Consider the following 20,213-nt stretch of genomic DNA (forward strand, 5'->3'; position numbering starts at 1 on the left):
CATGGCTGGGGTTGAATGGACCGGCTGCCGGATCGTCCCGGCCGCTGACCAGGAGGCGACATGGTGGCGAGCCGCTCGGCCCGCGAGAGGAAGGCCGCCGTCCAGGCAGGACCACTCGCGCGGGTGAAGATCGACCTCGACGGCGAGCAGCAGTTCCTCTACCGCATCAGCTGCACGACGTGCACCGCCCGCGGCCACCGCGCCTGGTCGACCCACCGGGCCGGCGCCGACAACGGGTTCATGGCCGCGATGGACCGCTGGATCTTCCACCTCGTCGAGAAGCACCCGGGCGAGGACGCGCCGTGCCTGGCGTTCCTGCCCGAGGCGCAGCAGCGCCTGCACGATCGGCGCGAGGGAGCCCCGGCCGACGGCCCACGTCAGCCCGGGAGCTCGTAGTCGAACCAGATGCGGTGCGTGCCGTCGTCGTCGACGGACATCCCGCCGGACCCCGTCAGCCCGGTGAGATCACCGGTGCCGCTCGCCGGCACGATGGTGAAGAAGGGCGCGAGCCGGTCGTTTCCGGTCGTGGTCGCGGAGTGCGCGAAGTTGAAGCTGCCTGCCCGGCCGTCGAGCACGCCCTCGAACGACTCCATCGCGACGTAGGTGCCCACGCCGGTGGCCTGGTCGAAGGCAGCGGTGAAGAGGGTGGCAGCACGTCCGGTCACCCCGCCGGCGAAGTCCTTCTCCATCCGGGCCACGCCGACAGGCGTGCCGGTCGCGATCGCGGGCTCGGGCGCCAGCTCCGTGGGGACGAACGACGTGACCGTGAAGGTGCCCTCGGCATGCATGGGACCCGAGTCTAGGCCCGCGAAGCCGCGTTCGAGGTGTGCAGGGAGTCCTCGCCGCGACTGCCGTCCGCGGGGCCCAACCGGAAGCCGACCCCCCGGACGTTCTCGATGGCGTCGGAGGCTCCGGCGGCGGCCAGCCGGACGCGGAGCCGGTTGACGGCGGCGTTCAGCACCATCGGGCTGCCCGACCACTCCGGGCCCCAGATGGCGTCCATCAGCCACTCGCGGGTCACGACGCGCCCGCGGTGCGCGAGGAGGGCCGCGAGCAGCTCGTGCTCACGACCCGAGGTCGTGATGACGACGTCGCCCCAGCGGATGGCATGGCCGTCGAGGTCGACGTGCAGCGCGGCCGGCCCGTTCGCCGCCCCGCTGCGGGCCACCCGGTCCAGGCGGCGCAGGACCGCACGCACGCGCGACAGCAGCTCGGCCACCGAGCAGGGGCGCGAGACGTAGTCGTCGGCACCGAGGTCGAGTCCCGTCACGACCGCCATCTCGTCGACGTGGTCCGACAGGATCACGATCCCTCCGGCGAAGCCGTGGTCCCGCAGCCCGGAGCAGACGTCGTGCCCGACGAGGTCCGGCGGGTCCGAGTCGACCAGGACGAGGTCCACGGGGTGCCGGAGCGCCCGCGCGAGCGCCTCGTCGCCGCTCGTGACGTGCACGGCGTCGAGGCCGCCGCTGGAGAGCACGAGCGCCAGGAGGTGCCCCACGCCGTGAGGCGGGGCCACGACCACGGCGTGCTGGGTGCGACTGGTCGTGGACCGGAGTGGGAACCCACTCACGGCACGAGTGAGGGCAGGGGACCTCTCGTGCACAGGTGTTGGTCGGGGCGGTGCTGGCCGGTCATCGGCGTCTCACTCCTTCGCTCGGGAGCCGGTCCCGCAGCGGGACCGACACCTGTGAGTCGTGTCGAAGGCCCGGTTCGTCACGCACCATGCATTTTTGGCATCGCAACGCCATACTGGTGCGCATGGCCGAGCGCACCCGCACCCCGGAGCAGGCGGCGGCGTGGGCGAAGGTCGAGGAGGAGCGGCGCACCGTCGTCCCGACGAGGACCGCCGCCAGCCCGGCGGCGATCGCGCGCGTGGTGATCGGCGTCCTGGTCGTGGCCGCCGCGCTGACGGCGTACTTCGCGATCTCGCCCGTCGACGCCGACAACAGGCGCGACGTCCTGCTCCTGATCGGCCTCGTCGGCGGCGGAGCCGCGCTGGCCGCGAGCGCGTTGCCCCGCGACTGAGGCCAGGCTCAGCCCCGGCCACCCCGCGCGGCTGACGGGTGGGCGAGCGCGTCGCGCACGGCCGGTACGACGTCGTCGACCGTCGCCACGCAGCGCGCGATCGCCACGTCGGCAGGATCGGCGATGAGGTTCTCACCCACGACGTCACGGACGGCCTCCCACGACCGACCGACCATCACGAGCTGCGCGGCGCCGGGTTCGGTCTGCGCGGCGCCCCACACCATCGACGCCTCGGCGAGGGTCCCGATCCCACCGGGCAGTGCCACCACGACGTCGGCGGCCATCAGCAGCCGGAGCCGCTCGGCGTAGTCGGCCGCCCAGCGGACCTCCGCGTTGCTCTCGTGCGGTGCGAGGTGGGTCCACGCCGTCATCGGCAGCCCGACCGTGTGACCGCCGGCCGCGGCCGCTCCGGAGGAGGTCGCACCCATCAGCCCGCCGTAGCCGCCGGTCACGACGGTCCAGCCCTCGGCGGCCAGCGCGCCCCCGAGTCGCACGGCGTCCCGGTAGGCCTCGTCCTCCGGCCGGAGGCGCGCGGACCCGATGACGGCGACCTCGATGCTCTCCATGCGACGAAGCCTCGCACGGGCCTCGCACGGGTAGGTTCGAGAGGTGTACGACGACTACGAGAAGTGCTCGGTCTGCGGCTCCGAGGTCCGGCTGGAGCCCCACCCGGGCTCGGACGGCGCCGCCGCGGACGTCCCCGCCGGTCCACGGGAGGGCTACGTGGGAGCGGGTGACGACCCCGTCGACGTGCGTCGCTGCACCAACGACGACTGCCCGACCCGGAAGGCCGGCGGCCCCGACGCCTAGGGTCGCGCCACCCGGTGCAGGGTGACGTCGCGCAGCTCGCCGCGGGCGGCGGTCGCGGTCAGGTAGGTGCAGTGCGGCTGGCGTCGCCGGTCGGTCGGCGAGCCCGGGTTGAGCAGCCTCAGGCCGGTGGCCGTCGTGCTGTCCCACGGGATGTGGCTGTGCCCGAAGACCAGGACGTCGAGGTCCGGGTAGAGGCCGCTCATCCGATCCTCGCGGCCCTTCGCCTGACCGGTCTCGTGCACGACACCGATCCGGACGCCCTCGACCTCCGCACGCGCGACCTCCGGGAGACGGGTGCGCAGCTCACCGTGGTCGTTGTTGCCGAAGACCCCGACGAGTCGGCGGGCACGTGACTCGAGCGCGTCGAGGAGCCGTACGTCGACCCAGTCGCCGGCGTGCACGACGACGTCCGCCTCCTCGACGGCCGTCCACACCTCCGCGGGCAGGTCCTTCGCCCGCACCGGCAGGTGGGTGTCCGCCAGGAGCAGCAGCGAGGTGGCCATGCGACCAGTCCATCACCCTCGGCCTAGGGTCGTGGCATGGCTGACGTCGTGGTGGTGGGTGCGGGCATCGCGGGGGTCGCCTGCGCGCAGGAGCTGCGCGCGGCCGGCGTCGACGTACGCCTCGTGGAGCGCGGGCACGCCGCCGGTGGCCGGATGGCCACGCGAGGGCTGTGGGACCGGCGCGTCGACCTCGGGGCGTCCTACTTCACGGTGACCGAGCCCGGGTTCGCCGCGGTCGTGGACGACTGGTCCGCGCGCGGGCTGGCCCACGAGTGGACCGACACCTTCTGCCTGCTCGACGGCGACGACGTCTCGGTCAAGACCGGACCGGTGCGGTGGGGCGCGGCGCACGGCATCCGGTCGCTGGTCGAGGACCTGGCGACGGGGCTGGAGCGTGAACGCCGGGAGGTCGACTCGGTCGCGGAACTCGCCGAGCCGACCGTCGTGCTCGCGATGCCAGACTCCCAGGCGCGACGACTCGTGGGCGAGCACCCCGTCGCCGAGCTGCTCGACCGCGAGTGGGAGCCGGTCATCGCCCTGGCTGCCCGGTGGGACGACCGCACCTGGGACCGGGTAAGCCCGATCGGACGCTTCGACGGTGCCTTCGTGCACGGCGACCCGATCCTCGAGTGGATCGCCGACGACGGCCGTCGTCGTGGCGACGACGCACCGGTGCTGGTGGCCCACTCCTCCTCCGCGCACGCGCAGGCGCACCTCGCCGACCCGGCGGCCGCGGGACCTGCACTGGTGGCGTCCCTGCGCGACCACCTCGGCGTGCCCGATCCGGTGGCGACCCACGTGCACCGCTGGACCTACGCACGCCCCGCGGGGGAGCGCGACCTGCCCTACGCCCTCGCCGGCGACGACCGGCTCGTCGGGGTGTGCGGTGACGGCTGGGGCGCGACCCCCAAGGTGGAGACGGCCTGGCTCTCGGGCGTGCTGCTGGGACGCGAGCTCGCCGGTCGGCTCAGCGGGGCCTGAAGCCCGAGCACAGCACCCGCAGGTGCTCGATCCGGTCGGTGCCGCGGTAGTAGGCCTGCTGCTCGGCGACGTAGGGCCCGTCGGGGCAGGTGAGGTCGAAGCGATAGCTGACCCGCGCCGTGTCGACGACATCGGCTCCGTCGTCGACGTCGACGACGCGCTCGATCGTGTCGGAGTCCTCGAACCACGACCCGAGGATCGTCTCGACCACGTCGTCGGGCGAGCTGCCCTCCCAGACCCGGCCGGGCGTGAGCCCCTTGAAGTCGACGTCGTCGGCCAGCAGGTCGCGCAGCGCGGCGCGGTCCTTCGCGGCGATGGCGTGCGCGAGCCGGCTCCCCAGGGTCTCGGTCATCGCGCCAGTCTGCGGCCGGCGGACCCGGCGGGGGAAGGGGGTCCGGCCCGTCAGGTCGACGAGCCGGGCTCCTGACCGGCCCGGTCGACGACGGCCGTCTCGAGCACGGCGGTCGCGCCGAAGAGCGTGTCGGGCGAGCCGTCGGCGTGGGTGAAGAACCACTTCGTGCCGCGCAGCTCGAAGGTCTCGGAGTCGAAGATCCACGTCGTGCGGGTGTGGAACCGCTCGTCGGCGCGGCTGATCCCGACACCGCGCCGGCCGAGGGCGTCCGTCGCGCCGCGGTCGACCTCGACCCCGTCGACCAGCGTCACCGCCCGGTAGAGCGCGGCGGCGGTCGGGGGCGGCAGCAGCTGCTCGGAGAGCAGGTTGCCGACCACGTCGAAGACCGCCTGGTCCTGCGACTGCCCGTCGACGGGGACGGCGACGTGCTCGAGCTCGTCGAGCAGCGCGCCCGGGTCGGTGGGCAGGGCGGCCAGCCAGGCGTACGTCGGACGGCGCGCGCCTGCCGGTGAGGGACCTCCCGACTCGAGCGGCCAGTCCTGGCCGAGCTCACGGATCACGTCGTCGCGCCAGCCGAAGGGACCCGGGTCCTGCCCGAGCCAGATCTCCCGGGTGTGCAGGTCGCCGAGCGACACGGCGCCGCCGAAGGTGCCCTCGTTGGTGAGCGTGGCGCTGCGCGTGTAGACGAACTGGTCCTCGCGCACGACGGGTGCCGTGGTCGCCAGCGCACGGTCGGCGGCCCGGTCGAGCACCCGGACGGCGGCCGCCGAGGCGAGGACGGGCCGGTCGACGGTGGCCGTCGTCGCAGGCGAGGGTCCGGTGAGGGCGAGGACCGCGACGGCCGCCACCGCCGAGGCGCACGCCAGCACCGTGGCGGGCGCCGCGACGGCGAGCGCGAGGCGCCGACGGGTCTCGTGGCGGCCGATCGCGGTGTCGACCCGGGACCGGAGCCGGTCGCGGTGCTCGGAGGACAGGGCGATGTCGTGCGGAGCGGGGTGCGAGCCACGGAGCTCGACCAGGTCGGGGGAGAGGTCGTTCACGGTCGTCCTCCTCGGACGGAGGTGTCGGGATGCTCGGGGGAGGGGACGGGATCGTCGACGAGCGAGCGCAGTCGGGCGCGAGCACGCGACAGCCGCGACCGGACCGTGCCGACCGGCACGTCGAGCGCCTCGGCCGCCTCGGCGTACGACAACCCGGACCACACGCACAGCGCGAGGACCTCGGCCTCGGCCCGGCGCAGCGACCCGATCACCCGGGCCGCCCGGGCCAGCACCTCGGCGTCGTCGAGGCGCTGCACGGCCTCGTCGGCGAAGTCGGGCACGACCTCCTCGCGAGGTCGCCGGGCGAGGAACGTGACGAGCCGGCGCCGACTGCGACGGGCGTTCAGCGCCTGGTGGGTCGCGATGCCCCACAGCCACGGCTTGAGCGGGCGGTCGTCGTCGGCGACCAGCTCGCGGGTGCGCCACGCGGCGAGGAACGTCTCGGAGGTGACGTCCTCGGCGGTCGCCCAGCTGCCCGTCAGGCGGTGCGCCAGGGTGAAGACGCCGTCGACGTGCTCGACGTACACCGCGTCGAACGCGGCCCTGTCCCCCTGGCGCAGCCTCCGGCGGAGGTCACGGTGTCCTGTGCTCACGACCCTCTACTGTCCGCCGGGCTCGGGGGGTTCCCGGACCATCGGGAGAATTCTGCGCCACCGTCGCTAGGGTGCGGGCGTGACCGGGGGAGACATGCGGGCGCGGGACGCCGACCGCGAGGAGGCCATCGACTTCATCGAGGCGGCCTACTCCGACGGCCAGCTCACCCGCGACGAGTACGACGTCCGCACGGGCAAGGCGCTCCGGGCCCAGCGGCTCACGGACCTCGACCGGCTCGTGCGCGACCTGCAGAAGCCCGGCACGACCCGCGTGGCGGCCCGGCTCACCCGGCTGGCGGAGGCCACCGCCAAGCCCGCACCGACGCAGACCCAGGTGGCGATGGCCACCGCGCTGACCGCGTCTGCCCGGCGGTTCCTCGTCGGGGTCGGGGTCGTCGCGCTGACCGCGTTCGTCCTGTTCTTCCTGCTGCCGTGGGCGCTGCGCGACTCCGGCGGAGCCGACCTCCCCGGCGAGACCGCCCCCGTCGAGCTGCTCACCGCGGACGGGTTCCGGACCTTCGTCAGCGCGGTCGAGGACAGGACGGGGGACACCGTCGTCTTCGACGCGTTCGTCACCACCGAGCACTACGGAGGCGTCACCGCGCCCGCCGACGCGACCAGCGGTCGCTACGTCGAGTGGACCTGGCGGGACACGGAGTTCGTCGGCGACGAGTCGACGGGTGGGGACGACGACGCGGTCCGCTTCGACCTCGGCCGCATCGACGCCGACGCCGTCCCCGGGCTGGTCGAGGAGGCGGGCGAGCTCATCGAGGAGCCGGACTGGTTCTCGCTCAACGTCGGACGCGACCCCTTCGGCGTGAAGGGGCAGTGCTACCGGATCGCCGCCAGCAACCGCTTCGACGAGACCGCGCACCTCGTCGCCTCGTGCTCCGGCCGGGTGCTGCAGACGAGCGGACCCTAGGTCGCGTCGCGGAGCCGGGCGAGGTCGCGCTCGGCGTAGAGCCGGTGCTCCCACTCCTCGTTGAGCACGACCGTGAGGCACTGCGCGACGTCGAGCCCCGTGGCCTCGGTCATGAACGGCGTCGCCGAGACGACGTGGCGCGACAGCCCGTCGTCGGCCAGGTCGTCGAGCACCGCCTGCACGGTGGCCCGCCGCTGTGCGCGGAGGTCGAGCACCTCGTCGAGCGAGGGGCTTACGTCGCGGTCCCACGGCACGCCGTCGACGACCGGCGCCTCGTCCCAGGGCAGGTCGAGCGGGTGCCACGGCGACGGGTCGGTGAGCACGATCCCGCCCACCCAGCAGGCGTGGGCGAAGCCGAGGTGGCGCAGCGTCTCGATGAACGACCACTCCTCGTCCACCTGCTCGTGCAGCTGTTCCGGCGGCAGGGCGCGGGCCTGGTCGACCGTCCCGGCCCAGAGCCGGTCGAGGGTCTCGAAGGCGAGCCGGAAGCCGGCGACGTCGGTCGGCGACATCAGCGCGCGCTCCGGCATCCGCCGGTTGAGCTCGGCCTCGACGAGCGGCGCGACGTCGACGCCGTTCACCACGAGCCGCCCGATCTCGCCGTGGATCTCCATGTCGGGCACCTCGACGCCGGTCATCCGGACGCCGTTGAGCCAGGCCGACCGGACCCGGAGGTCGCTGAGGTCGGCGTCGCGGACGTCGGCGCCCGCCAGCCGCACCTCGCGGAACGACGAGCGACTGAGGTCGACGCGCTGGAAGGTCGACCCGCTGAGGTCCTGCTCCGTGAAGTCCTGCCCGGTGTCGGTCATGGGACCAACCTAGGGACGGTTGCGGACGTTCGGCGACCGGATCGATCATGAGGTCATGACCAGCCACACGATCGACGTCCCCGGCGCGACCCTCCACTACGAGGTCCTCGGCGACCTGGCGTCCGCCGACGAGCCGCCGCTGCTGCTGGCCGGCTCGCCGATGGACAGCACCGGCTTCACCAGCCTCGCCGCCGGGCTCGCCGACACCGGCCGGGTCATCGCGCTCACCGACCCGCGCAACGTCGGCCGGAGCACCCGCGAGGACGACACCGCCGCTGTCACGCCCGAGGAGCACGCCGAGGACCTGCACGCCGTCATCGGCGCGCTCGGCGGCACGGTCGACCTCTTCTCGTCGTCGGGAGCCTCGGTCAACGCGCTCTTCCTCGTCGCCGCACACCCGGACGACGTACGCCTGCTGGTGGCGCACGAGCCGCCGATGGCCGCGCTGCTCCCGGACGGCGAGGCGATCGCGCGGTCGTGCGACGAGATGGTCGCGCTCTACGACTCCTCGGGCATCGGCCCGGGCATGGCGCTGTTCATCAGCCTGGTGATGCACCGCGGCCCGTGGACCGGCGAGCAGCCGATCCCGGACCCGGCGATGTTCGGGCTTCCGGGTGCCGACGACGGCTCGCGCAACGACGGCCTGATGGCCAACATGCGCGGCGAGGGCTGCACCCGCGTCCCCGACCTCGACGCCGTCCGCGCCGCGTCGACCACGGTCGTGATGGGCGTCGGCGAGGAGTCGGGAGGCCCCGAGGACGGCGAGATCGCCGGTCGAGCCGCGTACGCCGTCGCGCGCGAGCTCGGCGTCGACCCGGTCGTCTTCCCGGGCGGCCACAACGGCTTCCTCGGCGGGGAGTACGGCCAGATGGGCAAGCCGCAGGAGTTCGCCGCCACGCTGCGCGAGGTGCTCGCCGGCTGACCTACCAGGTCAGCTCGATCTCGACCTCGTTGTCGTCGCCGAGCTCGACCTCGACCTTGAGGTTCACCTGCTCGGGGACGGACACCGTGATCCGTCCGCCGTCACGGGCGAACTCCACCGAGTTGTGCTTGGCCAGCGAGTCGGCGAGGGCGCGCAGCCTGGCGGCGGCCTCCTCGCGGCTCATCGTGCGGGTCTCGTCCATCTCGAAGAGGTCCATGCCCCGACGGTAACCAGAGGGTGGGAACGGCGGCGCGTGCAACCTCGCGGGCCGTCGCGCCCGTCATGGTGGGTGAGAGGCAGTCGCCAGGAGGGAGCACGTGTGCTGACGGACACAGACAGGGACGCCGAGTTCGCGGCGTTCGTCGCCGAGCACCGGGGCACCCTGCTCCGCATCGCGAGGCTGCTCGCGGCGGGTGACGACGCCGCGGCCGAGGACGTCCTCCAGACGACCCTGACCCGGCTCTACGTCGGGTGGCGCCGGGTGCGTCGGGCCGACAACCGGCTCGCCTACGCCCGCACGAGCCTGACCCACGCGTTCGTCGACGAGTCGCGCCGTGCGCACCGCCGCCGCGAGCTCACCACCGGCCGGCCGGCGGAGACGTACGACGGCCCCGCCCCGGCCGCAGCCGACCCCGACCTGCGTCCGCTCGTGGTCGCGGCGCTCGCCGACCTGGGGCCGCGCCAGCGGGCGGTCGTGGTCCTGCGCCACTGGCTCGACCTCGACGTCGCCGAGACCGCACGCGTCCTCGGCTGCAGCACCGGCACGGTCAAGTCCCAGAACGCGCGGGCCCTCGAGCACCTCCGCACCGCGCTCGGCCCCAGCATCCACCCCGTACCCGAGGAGTCCGCATGAACGACATCGACCAGGCCCACGGGCCGGACCGGATCAACGACCGGGGAGGTCTCCGCGACCTCCTCGGCACCGTGGCCGGGAGCGACACCGGCGGTGACACCGAGGTGCCGCACGACCTCGCCCGCGCCCGTATGGCGCTGCGCCACCGCCGTCGCCGGATCTACTCCCTCAGCGCCAGCGGCGTGGCGGCCGCGGCCGTGCTGTCGATCGGGACCGCCGCCATCGTCACCGGCGCGCAGGACCCGGCCCCGACCACCGCGCCCTCGCCGTCGGTGACCGTCGAGCCACCGGACTCGGCCTCGCCCACGCCCACTCCCTCGTCCAGTCCCTCGTCCACGGCGTCCGCCTCCGAGCAGCCCGCGATCGTCGAGCAGGTGCGCCTGGTGAACCAGACGCTCACCGCGGGCCCCTACACGTTCGGCACCACGCCGCAGGGCTGGGAGGTGCAGAACAACGACCCGCTCGCCGTCACCATCGGTCGCATCGGCGACCCGGACACCGATCCCGGGTCCTTCGTCGGCAAGCTCGTGATCATGCTCGACGACCTGCCCCTCGGCGGTGGCGAGCACGTGAGCCGGGACGGCCGTGACCTGGTGGTGCGCGACAACGGTGACGGCTACACCACCATCTCGGTGGCCACGCGGCCCGGGGAGCCGGGCACGACCGTGCGGATCCAGTTCCCCGCCGAGCTGGGCTGGACGCGCGACGCCGCACTGACCTTCCTCTCCAGCGTCGAGGTCGGACCCGACGCGCTGCCGGTGAGCGGCTGACCCCAGGCGGCCGAGGGTGGGAACGACAGGCCCACCCTGGTGACGTACGACGCTGCGCCCCGGCTGGGACACTCGGAGGATGGACCTCAACGGGCTCGGCTCGCAGCTGAAGCTGTGGCGCGACCGCACCACGCCGGCCTCGGTCGGCCTGCCCACGCAGAAGCGGCGACGCGCACCCGGGCTGCGGCGCGAGGAGGTCGCCCAGCTCGCCGGCGTCTCGGCCGACTACCTGGTGCGCCTCGAGCAGGGCCGCGCGCGGCACCCGTCCGTGCAGGTCGTGCAGTCGCTCGCCCGGGCGCTCCGCCTCGACGCGGGGGAGCGCGACGTGCTCTACCGGCTCGCCGGGCACCTGCCCCCGTCGCCGTCGCGGATGGAGCGGCACGTGCCGCCGAGCGTGATGCGGCTCGTCGACCGCCTCGGCGACACCCCGGTCAGCGTGATCGACGCGTCGTGGCAGACGATCCTGCAGAACCGTGCCGCCACCGCCCTGTTCGGCGACCTGTCGGGGGAGTCCGAGCGCGGTCAGAACCGCGCGTGGCGCACCTTCATGGACCTGCCCGGGATGGGCCGCTTCGAGCCGCAGACCCGGTCGATGGTCGAGCGCGACGTGGTCGCCGACCTGCGGGCCGCGCTGCTCCGGCTGCCGCACGACCCCGACCTCTCCTCGCTCGTCGAGGACCTCCTCCGGGAGAGCCCGCACTTCGCCGAGCTCTGGGAGACCACCCCGGCGAAGCCGCGGGGCGCGCAGCGCAAGACGCTCCACCACCCGGTCGTCGGCTGGATGACCCTCGACTGCGACAAGCTGACCGTGAACGACGGCGAGCTGCAGATCGTGGTCTTCACCGCCGAGCCCGGCTCGCCCGACGCCGAGGCCCTCGCCCTGGCCGTCGTCGTCGGGCTCCAGGAGATGGTCGGCGCCTGACGGGCAGGGCTCAGTGGCCGACGGGCTTCGGCTCCACCTGGTCGAGCCGGGCCAGGTCGTCCGCGTCGAGGACGATGTCGAGCACGGCCATGTTCTCCTCGAGGTGCGCGACCGAGCTGGTACCGGGGATCAGCAGCATCCGGTCGTACTGCGCGAGCAGCCACGCCAGCGCGACCTGGCTGGCCGTGACGCCGTGCCGGGCGGCGACGGTCGACACGTGCTCGTCGGCGGCCAGGGCAGCCGGGCCGCCGGTGAAGGCCGAGCCGAGCGGGAAGTACGGCACGTAGGCGATCCCGCGCTCACGGCACACCTCGAGCACCGGCTCGTCGGTCCGGTCGAGGATGCTGAACGCGTTCTGCACCTCGCCGAGCCCGACCAGCTCGTGCGCACGTCGTACGGTCTCCGCGGTGACGCTCGAGACGCCGATCAGGTCGATCTTGCCCTCCTCGCGCAGCTCCGCGAGCGCGCCGAGCTGGTCCTCGAGCGCGGGCTCGACACGGTCCGGGTCGTCGCGCTCGAAGCGGCGCAGGTTGACCAGGTCCATCCGCTCGACGCCGAGGGAGCGGAGGTTCTGCTCGACCTGGTGCTTGAGGTCGGCCGGCTCGGCGCCCGGCACCCACGCGCCCTGGTCGTCGCGGGTGGCGCCGACCTTGGTGACGAGGCGGAGGTTCTCCGGGTAGGGGTGCAGCGCCTCACGGATCAGGTCGTTGACGACGTCGGGGCCGTAGAACTGCGCGGTGTCGATGTGGTCGACGCCGAGCTCGACGGCGCGGCGCAGCACGGCGCGGGCGCCGTCGGGATCGGCCGGCGGGCCGAAGACCCCCGGGCCGGCGAGCTGCATGGCGCCGAAGCCGATGCGGTGGACGGGCTTGTCGCCCAGGAAGGAGGTGACGGACGAGGTGGTGCTCTGGGTGGTCATGGCTCCACCGTGCGTCGGCGCGCGACGGGGGACCAGTGGACCCGTTGTCATGGGAACGGGAGTACCAGCCTCACCAGGCTCACAGACCGAGCATGCGCCCGATGATCTCCTTCTGGATCTCGGTCGTGCCGCCGTAGATCGTCTGGATCCGCGAGTCGGTGTAGGCCTTGGAGATGGGGTACTCGTCCATGTAGCCGTAGCCGCCGTGCAGCTGGACGCCCGCGTCGACGACGCGCTTCTGGAGCTCGGTGGTCCACCACTTCGCCATCGACGCGAGCGCGGTGTCGGCCGTGCCGGCGTTGAGCCGCAGCACGCAGTCGTTGATGAAGACGCGGGCGATGTGCGCCTCGGTCGCCATCTCCGCCAGCACGAAGCGGTTGTGCTGGAACTTCCCGATCGGCTTGCCGAAGGCCTCGCGCTCCTTGGCGTAGGCCAGGCAGAGGTCGAGGACGTGCTCGATCGCCGCGACCGCGATGCACCCGATCGAGATGCGCTCCTGCGGGAGGTTCTCCATCAGCGAGATGAAGCCCGACCCCTCGGCGCCGAGGAGGTTCTCCTTCGGGACGCGGACGTCGGTGAAGCTGAGCTCGGCGGTGTCCTGCGCGTGCAGGCCCATCTTCGCCAGGTTGCGGCCCCGCTCGAAGCCCTCCATCCCCCGCTCGACGACGAGCAGCGAGATGCCCTGGTGGCCGGCGTCGGGGTCGGTGCGGCAGACCACGACGACGAGGTCGGACAGGATGCCGTTGGAGATGAAGGTCTTGGACCCGTTGAGGACGTAGTGGTCGCCGGCGTCGACCGCGGTCGTCCGGATGCCCTGGAGGTCGGAGCCCGCGCCCGGCTCGGTCATCGCGATCGCGGTGACGATGTCGCCGGAGACGCAGCCCGGCAGCCACCGCTGCTTCTGCTCCTCGGTCCCGAGCGAGGAGAGGTAGGGGACGATGATGTCGGTGTGCACGGCGAAGCCGGGACCGCTCGCACCCGCGCGGCCGGCCTCCTCGGCGAGCACCATGTTGTAGCGGAAGTCCGTGATGCCGGGCCCGCCGTAGGCCTCGTCGACGTCGAAGCACAGCAGCCCGCGCTCGCCGGCCTTGCGCCACACCTCGCGGTCGACGATGCCGACCTCCTCCCACGCAGCGTGGTGCGGCACGACCTCCTTGTCGAAGAAGGACCGCGCGACGGCGCGGAAGTCCTCGTGCTCCTGCTCGAGGATGCTGGGGCGGTCAGGCATGGGCGGCCTTCCTGTGGGGGTCGTTGAGCTCGTCGAGCATCGCGACCGGCCCGAGGTCCTCGAGCCGGTAGCCGTGGGGATAGGTGGTGGGCCGGTGGCGGTACGCCGTCCGCCGCGGGGTGGCGAGCCGCAGCAGCCGGCCACGTGCCCGGAGGCCGGCACGCACCGCGCGGACGAACCACTCCGGCTGTCGCGGGAGCCCGAGGACCTCGCGCAGCGGCTCGTCCATCAGGGCGATCGTGACGCGCCGCAGCAGCGGTCGCAGGTGGGGAGGCGCGACCTCGCGGGCGATCCGGATGGAGGCCTCGGCGAGCCGGGTGGCCTCCGGCGTGGCGGCGAAGTGCTGCCGCTCGTGATCGACCAGCAGCGTGAGGTAGCCATCGTACGTCTCCGGGAGGCCCTTGATGCCCATCAGCTCGCCGAAGCGCGTGGTGACCCTCGTCAGCGCGACGAGCTCGTGCGGGTCGAGCGGGCGCCAGCCGTAGGCCTCGATCCAGCGGACCGGTCCGACGATCGTGGTGGCGAGGACGTAGGCGAGCTCGTCGTTCGGGATGTCGTAGTGGCCGTGGATCCGGTTGAGCCGGCGCAGCGCGGCGTGCGAGCGGGGCGAGTCGATGCCGTCGAGGGTCGCCTCGTCGCCGACCAGGATCGTGTCGTCGTACCTCTTGACCCCGTGGTCCTCGAACTCGCGGGTCCGGTCGAGCAGGCCGGCGATGGAGGGGATGCCGTAGTCGCGCATGAAGGCGATGCCGGTGCCCTGGACGTAGTCCCAGGGGAACTCGAAGCGCGCGGTCAGCCGGACGATCTCGTCGAAGTCGACCTCCGGGTCCAGTGACTGGATCCGGCGGAGGTTCGCGAGGCGACCGGGGGCGCGCACGGGCTCAGGACATCCATTCCTTGAGCTGCGCGACCGTCGCCGCCGGGTCCTCGGTGGCGGGCACGACGGTGAGGTCGGTGACGCCGGCCTCCTCGAAGGCGGCGATCCGCTCCTTGACGTAGGACGCCGGGCCGACGAGGTTGGCCGCCTCGAGCCACTCGGTGGGGACGAGCGCCTCGGCCTCCTTCTTCTTGCCGGAGAGGTACAGGTCCTGGATCTCCTCGGCCTCCTTCTCGTAGCCGTAGGCCCGCGCCACGTCGTTGTAGAAGTTCTTGCCCTTCGCGCCCATGCCGCCGACGTAGAGGGCGAAGAGCGGCCGCGCGAAGTCGAGCAGCGCCTTGGTCTCCGGGCCCTCGCCGATCGCGACCATGCCGCCGGCCATCACCTGCAGCGGGCCGAGGCCCTCCTGGCGCTTGGCGTTGCCGGCGGCGAGCGCCTCGCCCCAGACGAGGTGCGCCTTCTCGGGGTGGAAGAGGTGGGGGATCCAGCCGTCGGCGATCTCGGCGGTCTGCTCGACGTTCTTCGGCCCGAGGGAGGCGATCCAGATCGGGATCGTGTCGCGCTCGACCTTGGTGAGGATCTTGAGCGGCTTGCCGAGCCCGGTGACCGCGCCGTGCTCCTTGGTGAGCGGAAGGTGGAAGACGCCGTCGGAGGTCAGCGGCTCACGCTTCAGGCCGCGGCGGATCACGTCGATGACCTCGGCGGTGCGGGCCATGGGCTTGGCGTAGGGCACGCCGTGGAAGCCCTCGATCACCTGCGGCCCGCTGACGCCGAGGCCGAGGATCGCGCGAGCGCCGCTGACGTTGTCGAGACCGGCCGCGGTCTGCAGCAGCGCGCCGGGCGTGCGGGAGTAGATGTTGAGGATCGCCGAGCCGATCTTCACCGTCTCGGTCTTCGCCGCGAGGTAGCCCATCAGCGTCGGCGAGTCGAAGCCGTAGGCCTCCGCCACCCACACGCTGTCGAGGCCGGCCTTCTCCAGCGCGACCACCTGGTCGGCCGCGGTGCGGGGGTTGCCGTCGTACATCAGGGAGGTGGCGAGGCGCATGCCTCAACTGTGACAGTTTTACTGTCACGATGGCAAGGCCCGGTCCCTCCGACACACGTGTCCGAGAAGTGGCCCTCGACCGGCTGTCAGGAGGGCGACATCCCGGACACGTGTACGCCGTCAGCTGCGCAGGCGGTCGAGGATCTGCTGCGCGTGGGGTGAGGGCACCCAGCGCATCGGGTCGCCGCGCTCGGGGCGCTGCCACTGGGGAACGATCGCGAACTCGTGGCAGGAGCCGTGCAGCGGGATCAGGTCTCCCCATGCTGTCCGACCCAGCAGCCACTGGCTGTAGTAGCCCTTGCGACCACCGGGACAGACGAGGTCCTCGCCGAAGACCTTGACCGGCTCGCTGTTGGCGGCGAGGTCGCGCACCAGTGTCCGGACGTCTCGAGGGTCGACCTCGACGGGACCGTTCACCTGCGGGTTGGGCCTGGTCCCCTCGGTCCAGCAGGACGTCGCGACGACGAGCTCGCGGACGTCGCCCGTGAGCGAGTACGCCGGCAGCTCGCCGTCGGCGAGCGTGCAGGGAGGCGCCTTCGGGAGGTCCGTGGGCGGCGTCCGGGTCGCGCGCTGATCGTGCACGAGGTCGACCACGGTCGACATCACCTCGTCGCCGCCGAACCAGCCCGCACCCGATGCGGACACAAGACGGCAACCGGCCGTCGATCCGTCGAGTCGCATCGCCTTGCCGCCCGGGAGCCGGAACAGCATCACGTAGTCCGGGCCGGCGTCGAACGTGCAGTCGAACGGCTCGTCGGGCGCCGGCTCGAGCTCGGCCAGCTGCCGGGTCAGCCGGTCGAGTCCTTGCTCCAGCACGTCCGTGGGCGCGGTCCACGGCACCGAGGTGTCCGGGGCGACGCACACCAGCAGCGCGACCGGTTGCTCCTCGAGCGGAAGCGTGGGCGCGTCTGGGACGTCGCTGTCGCACGTGAGGTCGCCGTCGATCCGGTAGTCGTCGTCGACGGAGGCAGGCGGCTCGGCGTCGCGCTCGTGGGCCAGCACGAACGGCACCAGCCCGAGCGGCACGACGAGCAGCACGACCACGGCCAGCGCCAGGGCGACGTACCCCCGTCTCGTCATGCGCGGAGCATGCCCGGACCCCACCGCCTGGCGGAAGGCTCGTCACCGAACCGTGATTCAGCCCTTCCCGTGCCAGGACTCCCACAGGGCTGCGTAGGACCCGCCGGCGGCGACGAGGTCGTCGTGCGAGCCGAACTCGGAGATCACGCCGTCCTCGACCACGGCGACGCGGTCGGCGTCGTGGGCGGAGAAGAGGCGGTGGGCGATGGCGATGACGGTACGGCCCTCGAGCACCGCCGCGAGCGAGCGCTCGAGGTGCCGTGCGGCGCGCGGGTCGATGAGGGAGGTGGCCTCGTCGAGCACGAGCGTGTGGGGGTCGGCGAGCACCAGCCGGGCGAGCGCGACCTGCTGGGCCTGCGCGGGCGTGAGGGCCCGCCCGCCGGAGCCGACGACGGTGTCGAGCCCGTCGGGCAGCGCGTCGACCCACTCCAGCGCGTCGACGGCGGCGAGCGCGTCGCGGATCTCGGACAGCGACGAGCCCGGCCGCGCGAGGACGACGTTCTCCCAGAGCGTGCCGACGAAGACGTGGTGCTCCTGGGTCACGAGCGCGACGTGGCCGCGCAGGTCGTCGAGCGGCAGCTCCACCAGTCCGACGTCGCCGACGGTCACCCGACCGGTGCGGGGCGGGTGGATGCCGGCGAGCAGCCGGCCGAGCGTCGACTTGCCGGCGCCGGACGGGCCGACCATCGCGATCCGCTCGCCGACCCCGACGTCGAGGTCGACGCCGTGCAGCACGTCGCGGCCCTCGATGTAGGAGAAGCGGACGTCCTCCGCGTCGAGCTTCTCGTCGACGGGCACGGCGCCGGTGACCTCGCGGTCGTCGGGCACCTGGCCGACACCGAGGAGCCGCGCCAGCGAGGCCGCGCCGACCTGCAGCTCGTCGAGGATCGACACCAGCCGGTCGACCGGGTCGATGAGCATCTGGACGTAGAGCGTCGCCGCGGTCACCTCGGCCAGCGACACCTGGCCGCGCGTGTAGAGCCAGCCGCCGAAGAGCAGCGTCCCGACCACCGGCAGCAGGTAGGCGATCTCCATCGACGGGAAGAACACCGTGCGCAGCCGCAGCGTGTAGCGCTCGGCGGCGTAGGACTCCGCGCAGTCCGCGTCGGCGGCCGCGACCCGCTCCCGGCCGAGGCCGAGCGCCTCGACCGTCCGTGCGCCCTCGACCGTCTCGGCGAGGGTCGTCGTGATCTGGCTGTAGGACGCCGACTCCCGCTCGTAGCCCGGCCGGGCGCGGCCGAGGTACCACCGCAGACCCGTCACGAGCGGCGGCAGCGCGAGCAGGCAGGGCAGGAAGACCCACCACCCGACCGAGAGCGCGGCCGCGAAGGTGAGGACCGCGGTGACGACCGCGATGGTCCACTCGGGCAGCGCCCACCGCACCGACCAGCCGAGCTGGTCCACGTCGCGGCTCGTGCGGGTCAGCAGGTCGCCCGAGCCGGCCGACTCGACGGTGCCGACGGGCAGGGCGAGGGCGTTCTCGACGAAGTCCTCGCGCAGCTCCGCCAGCACCTGCTCGCCGAGCACCTGCGAGAGGTAGCGGGCGTAGCGGGTGAGCACGGTCTGCAGCACGAGGAAGCCGCCGAGCAGCAGCGCGATGCGGTCGACGTGCGCGACCGTCGTGCCGTCCTCGACGGCCTGCACGAGCCCGCCCAGCAGCCGGGGTGCGGCCAGCCCGGCCGCGGCGGCCAGCACGTGGAGGCCGAGCGCGGACCACAGCATCCGCGGGTGGCGGCGCGCGAGGTCGCGCGCGTAGCGGCGTACGTCGGCGGGGCCGGCGACGGGGAGCCGGGTGCTCACGACGCGACCTCCGGCTCGACCTCGCGCGTCACGATCGCGCGGTAGCCGGGGTGGGTCGCGAGCAGGTCGGCGTGCGTGCCGGTGGCCACGACCCGGCCGTCGACGAGCAGCGCGACCTCGTCGACCTGGTCGAGCAGGAGCGGGCTGACGGTGGTGACGACGGTGGTGCGCCCGGCGCGGTGGGCGCGCAGCCGGGACGCGATCCGCGCCTCGGTGTGGGCGTCGACGGCCGACGTCGGCTCGACCAGGACCAGGACCTCCGGGTCGCTCGTCAGCACGCGCGCGAGCACCAGCCGCTGCCGCTGCCCGCCGGAGAACGACCGGCCGCGCTCGGCCACGACGGTGTCCAACCCGTCGGCGAGCCCGTCGAGGACGTCCTCGGCCGACGCGGTGCGCATCGCGGCGTCGACGCCGCCCGTCCCGCGCACGTCGAGGCCGGCGCGGAGCGTGCCGCTGAAGAGGGCGCTGCCGGTGTCGGACACCACGATCCGGCGGCGCACCTCGTCGTGCGCCAGCGCCGTGAGCGGTACGCCGCCCAGTGTCACGTCGTCGTCGACCGGTGCCGCGCAGAGCCCGAGGCGGTCGGCGAGCGCGGCGGAGTCGTCCGGCTGGTCGCTCACCAGGGCGAGCATCGTGCCCGGTCGGACCGACAGGCCCGAGCGGGCGTCGGCGAGCACGCTGCCCGGCGGGGGCGAGGACTGTGGGGAGTCGGGGTCGGTCACGTCGGGCTCGACGGCCAGGACGTTGCAGACCCGGCGGGCGGCGACGTGCGCGCGGATGAACCGGTTCGCGAACTCGGTGGCCGTGCGCAGCGGGAGCATGAGGAAGGCGGCGTAGCCGTAGAAGGCGACCAGCTCGCCGGCGGTGATCTGGCCGGAGACGGCCGTGCGGGCGCCGAGCCAGACGACGACCACCACGAAGATCCCGGGGAGCAGCACCTGCAGCGCGTCGAGCATCGACTGCACCCAGGCGACCTGGACGCCGGCGTTGCGGGCACCCTGCGACTCGCGGCGGTAGCGGTCGAGGAAGACCTGCTCGCCACCGATCCCGCGCAGCACCCGGAGCCCGCCGACGATGTCGCTGGCGGTGTTCGCGAGCGCGCCGGTGAGGTGGCGCTGGTGCGCGCTGCGGGACTGCAGCGGCTTGAGCAGCGGCCCGACGGCGACCATCAGCAGCGGCACCCCGAGGAGCACGACCAGCCCCAGCGTGACCGACGTGCGGAGCAGCAGGAAGCCGACCAGGAAGAAGGAGACGAGCGAGCCGACGAAGCGTGCGCTGGTGTCCATCACGGCGCCGAGGTGGGACAGGTCGCTCGTCCCGATGGCGACGACCTCGCCGGTCGACACCTTGCGCGGCAGCGTGCCGCCGAGGCGGACCGTCTGGCGGGTGATCAGCTGCACGGTGCGGTAGGCCGCCGTGAGCCAGTTGGTGACCGCGAAGCGGTGCCGCATGATCCCGCTGACCGCCTGGACCAGGCCGATCGCGAGCATCACGCCGGTCCAGTGGACGAGCTGCGAGGTGTCCTTCGCGGCCACGCCGAGGTCGATCGCGCGCCCGAGGACAGCCGGCATCACGGCCTGCGCGGCGCCCCAGAGGATCCCGAAGAACATGCCCCCGAGCAGGGTCTGCCACTGGCGCCGGGCCAGCCACCACAGGAACCGGTTCGGCGTGCGGTGGTCCGCCACTCCTGGATCGGGGACGGGGAGGGTGCGCACCGCACGATGCTAGGGAGGGACCCTCCGGCGCGACGAATCCTTTTCGG

General features: G+C 73.2%; 25 protein-coding genes. 9 read left to right on the top strand and 16 right to left on the bottom strand.

Annotated features, from left to right (window positions below; genetic code table 11):
• The first annotated feature begins 60 nt into the window (after window positions 1-60).
• A complete protein-coding gene (locus tag BLV76_RS12185; protein WP_090969372.1) occupies window positions 61-396 on the top strand; it encodes a hypothetical protein in 336 nt (111 codons plus the stop codon).
• On the opposite strand, the gene BLV76_RS12190 is transcribed toward BLV76_RS12185, so the two are convergent.
• Both BLV76_RS12190 and BLV76_RS12195 read right to left on the bottom strand, forming a co-directional pair.
• Window positions 378-788 carry a DUF3224 domain-containing protein gene (locus tag BLV76_RS12190; RefSeq protein ID WP_090969373.1) on the bottom strand — a complete coding sequence of 137 codons (411 nt, stop codon included), beginning with the start codon at window positions 786-788 and terminating at the stop codon, window positions 378-380. The two genes, BLV76_RS12185 and BLV76_RS12190, sit on opposite strands and share 19 nt — an antisense overlap.
• A gap of 11 nt (window positions 789-799) precedes the next feature.
• Complete coding sequence (locus BLV76_RS12195; protein WP_175539653.1) at window positions 800-1,498, bottom strand: response regulator transcription factor; 699 nt, start codon at window positions 1,496-1,498, stop codon at window positions 800-802.
• Between the two features lie 260 nt (window positions 1,499-1,758).
• Between BLV76_RS12195 and BLV76_RS12200 the strand changes: the two genes are divergently transcribed.
• Window positions 1,759-2,025: a hypothetical protein gene (locus BLV76_RS12200; RefSeq protein WP_090969375.1), complete on the top strand. Its 267-nt coding sequence runs from the start codon at window positions 1,759-1,761 to the stop codon at window positions 2,023-2,025.
• 8 nt (window positions 2,026-2,033) lie between these two features.
• Here BLV76_RS12200 and BLV76_RS12205 read toward each other — a convergent pair whose 3' ends face one another.
• A complete protein-coding gene (locus BLV76_RS12205) occupies window positions 2,034-2,591 on the bottom strand; it encodes an SLOG cluster 4 domain-containing protein (RefSeq protein ID WP_090969376.1) in 558 nt (185 codons plus the stop codon).
• 43 nt (window positions 2,592-2,634) lie between these two features.
• On the opposite strand from BLV76_RS12205, the gene BLV76_RS12210 reads away from it, so the two are divergent.
• Window positions 2,635-2,835, top strand: coding sequence for a hypothetical protein (locus tag BLV76_RS12210; RefSeq protein ID WP_090969377.1), 201 nt, complete (start codon window positions 2,635-2,637; stop codon window positions 2,833-2,835).
• On the opposite strand, the gene BLV76_RS12215 is transcribed toward BLV76_RS12210, so the two are convergent.
• Entirely contained in the window at window positions 2,832-3,338 is a 507-nt protein-coding gene (locus BLV76_RS12215) for a metallophosphoesterase family protein (protein WP_090969378.1), read from the bottom strand. The two genes, BLV76_RS12210 and BLV76_RS12215, sit on opposite strands and share 4 nt — an antisense overlap.
• A gap of 36 nt (window positions 3,339-3,374) precedes the next feature.
• On the opposite strand from BLV76_RS12215, the gene BLV76_RS12220 reads away from it, so the two are divergent.
• Window positions 3,375-4,319 carry an NAD(P)/FAD-dependent oxidoreductase gene (locus BLV76_RS12220; protein WP_090969379.1) on the top strand — a complete coding sequence of 315 codons (945 nt, stop codon included), beginning with the start codon at window positions 3,375-3,377 and terminating at the stop codon, window positions 4,317-4,319.
• Here the strand turns inward: BLV76_RS12220 and BLV76_RS12225 are convergent.
• The 3 genes from BLV76_RS12225 to BLV76_RS12235 are packed head-to-tail and all read right to left on the bottom strand — an operon-like array spanning window position 4,306 to window position 6,304.
• On the bottom strand, window positions 4,306-4,671 hold the full coding sequence (locus tag BLV76_RS12225; protein WP_090969380.1) for a hypothetical protein: 366 nt from the start codon (window positions 4,669-4,671) through the stop codon (window positions 4,306-4,308). The genes BLV76_RS12220 and BLV76_RS12225 overlap by 14 nt on opposite strands.
• 50 nt (window positions 4,672-4,721) lie before the next feature.
• Complete coding sequence (locus tag BLV76_RS12230) at window positions 4,722-5,711, bottom strand: CU044_5270 family protein (RefSeq protein ID WP_090969381.1); 990 nt, start codon at window positions 5,709-5,711, stop codon at window positions 4,722-4,724.
• On the bottom strand, window positions 5,708-6,304 hold the full coding sequence (locus tag BLV76_RS12235) for an RNA polymerase sigma factor (protein ID WP_090969382.1): 597 nt from the start codon (window positions 6,302-6,304) through the stop codon (window positions 5,708-5,710). The genes BLV76_RS12230 and BLV76_RS12235 overlap by 4 nt, the downstream gene beginning before the upstream one ends.
• 79 nt (window positions 6,305-6,383) lie before the next feature.
• On the opposite strand from BLV76_RS12235, the gene BLV76_RS12240 reads away from it, so the two are divergent.
• Window positions 6,384-7,226, top strand: a complete 843-nt coding sequence (locus tag BLV76_RS12240) for a DUF1707 SHOCT-like domain-containing protein (protein WP_139306561.1) — start codon at window positions 6,384-6,386, stop codon at window positions 7,224-7,226.
• On the opposite strand, the gene BLV76_RS12245 is transcribed toward BLV76_RS12240, so the two are convergent.
• Window positions 7,223-8,035, bottom strand: coding sequence for a DinB family protein (locus BLV76_RS12245; RefSeq protein ID WP_090969384.1), 813 nt, complete (start codon window positions 8,033-8,035; stop codon window positions 7,223-7,225). The genes BLV76_RS12240 and BLV76_RS12245 overlap by 4 nt on opposite strands.
• Before the next feature lie 55 nt (window positions 8,036-8,090).
• On the opposite strand from BLV76_RS12245, the gene BLV76_RS12250 reads away from it, so the two are divergent.
• The gene (locus tag BLV76_RS12250; RefSeq protein WP_090969385.1) at window positions 8,091-8,957 is read left to right on the top strand and encodes an alpha/beta fold hydrolase; all 867 of its coding nucleotides are present in this window, start codon (window positions 8,091-8,093) and stop codon (window positions 8,955-8,957) included.
• Window position 8,958: 1 nt separating this feature from the next.
• On the opposite strand, the gene BLV76_RS12255 is transcribed toward BLV76_RS12250, so the two are convergent.
• The gene (locus tag BLV76_RS12255) at window positions 8,959-9,174 is read right to left on the bottom strand and encodes an amphi-Trp domain-containing protein (RefSeq protein ID WP_090969386.1); all 216 of its coding nucleotides are present in this window, start codon (window positions 9,172-9,174) and stop codon (window positions 8,959-8,961) included.
• A 102-nt stretch (window positions 9,175-9,276) separates the two neighbouring features.
• Here BLV76_RS12255 and BLV76_RS12260 point away from each other — a divergent pair, with 102 nt between their 5' ends.
• From BLV76_RS12260 to BLV76_RS12270, 3 genes are all read left to right on the top strand, one after another.
• Window positions 9,277-9,810 (top strand): SigE family RNA polymerase sigma factor, encoded by a 534-nt coding sequence (locus BLV76_RS12260; RefSeq protein ID WP_245734648.1) that lies wholly within the window; start codon window positions 9,277-9,279, stop codon window positions 9,808-9,810.
• A complete protein-coding gene (locus tag BLV76_RS22555) occupies window positions 9,807-10,580 on the top strand; it encodes a hypothetical protein (RefSeq protein ID WP_090969387.1) in 774 nt (257 codons plus the stop codon). Before BLV76_RS12260 ends, BLV76_RS22555 begins: the two co-directional genes overlap by 4 nt.
• A 79-nt stretch (window positions 10,581-10,659) precedes the next feature.
• Window positions 10,660-11,502 (top strand): helix-turn-helix transcriptional regulator, encoded by an 843-nt coding sequence (locus BLV76_RS12270; protein ID WP_090969388.1) that lies wholly within the window; start codon window positions 10,660-10,662, stop codon window positions 11,500-11,502.
• 10 nt (window positions 11,503-11,512) lie between these two features.
• Here BLV76_RS12270 and BLV76_RS12275 read toward each other — a convergent pair whose 3' ends face one another.
• The 7 genes from BLV76_RS12275 to BLV76_RS12305 form a co-directional block, all read right to left on the bottom strand.
• The gene (locus BLV76_RS12275) at window positions 11,513-12,421 is read right to left on the bottom strand and encodes an oxidoreductase (RefSeq protein ID WP_090969389.1); all 909 of its coding nucleotides are present in this window, start codon (window positions 12,419-12,421) and stop codon (window positions 11,513-11,515) included.
• 79 nt (window positions 12,422-12,500) lie between these two features.
• A complete protein-coding gene (locus BLV76_RS12280; protein WP_090969390.1) occupies window positions 12,501-13,649 on the bottom strand; it encodes an acyl-CoA dehydrogenase family protein in 1,149 nt (382 codons plus the stop codon).
• Window positions 13,642-14,526: an oxygenase MpaB family protein gene (locus BLV76_RS12285; protein WP_090969391.1), complete on the bottom strand. Its 885-nt coding sequence runs from the start codon at window positions 14,524-14,526 to the stop codon at window positions 13,642-13,644. Before BLV76_RS12285 ends, BLV76_RS12280 begins: the two co-directional genes overlap by 8 nt.
• A gap of 4 nt (window positions 14,527-14,530) precedes the next feature.
• Window positions 14,531-15,571, bottom strand: coding sequence for an LLM class F420-dependent oxidoreductase (locus BLV76_RS12290; protein WP_090969392.1), 1,041 nt, complete (start codon window positions 15,569-15,571; stop codon window positions 14,531-14,533).
• A gap of 120 nt (window positions 15,572-15,691) precedes the next feature.
• On the bottom strand, window positions 15,692-16,651 hold the full coding sequence (locus BLV76_RS12295) for a hypothetical protein (protein WP_139306562.1): 960 nt from the start codon (window positions 16,649-16,651) through the stop codon (window positions 15,692-15,694).
• 57 nt (window positions 16,652-16,708) lie between these two features.
• Window positions 16,709-18,451 (bottom strand): ABC transporter ATP-binding protein, encoded by a 1,743-nt coding sequence (locus tag BLV76_RS12300; protein WP_090969394.1) that lies wholly within the window; start codon window positions 18,449-18,451, stop codon window positions 16,709-16,711.
• Window positions 18,448-20,166, bottom strand: coding sequence for an ABC transporter ATP-binding protein (locus BLV76_RS12305; RefSeq protein ID WP_175539655.1), 1,719 nt, complete (start codon window positions 20,164-20,166; stop codon window positions 18,448-18,450). Before BLV76_RS12305 ends, BLV76_RS12300 begins: the two co-directional genes overlap by 4 nt.
• Window positions 20,167-20,213 lie beyond the last annotated feature (47 nt).

This window comes from Nocardioides exalbidus (assembly GCF_900105585.1).
Lineage (GTDB): Bacteria > Actinomycetota > Actinomycetes > Propionibacteriales > Nocardioidaceae > Nocardioides > Nocardioides exalbidus.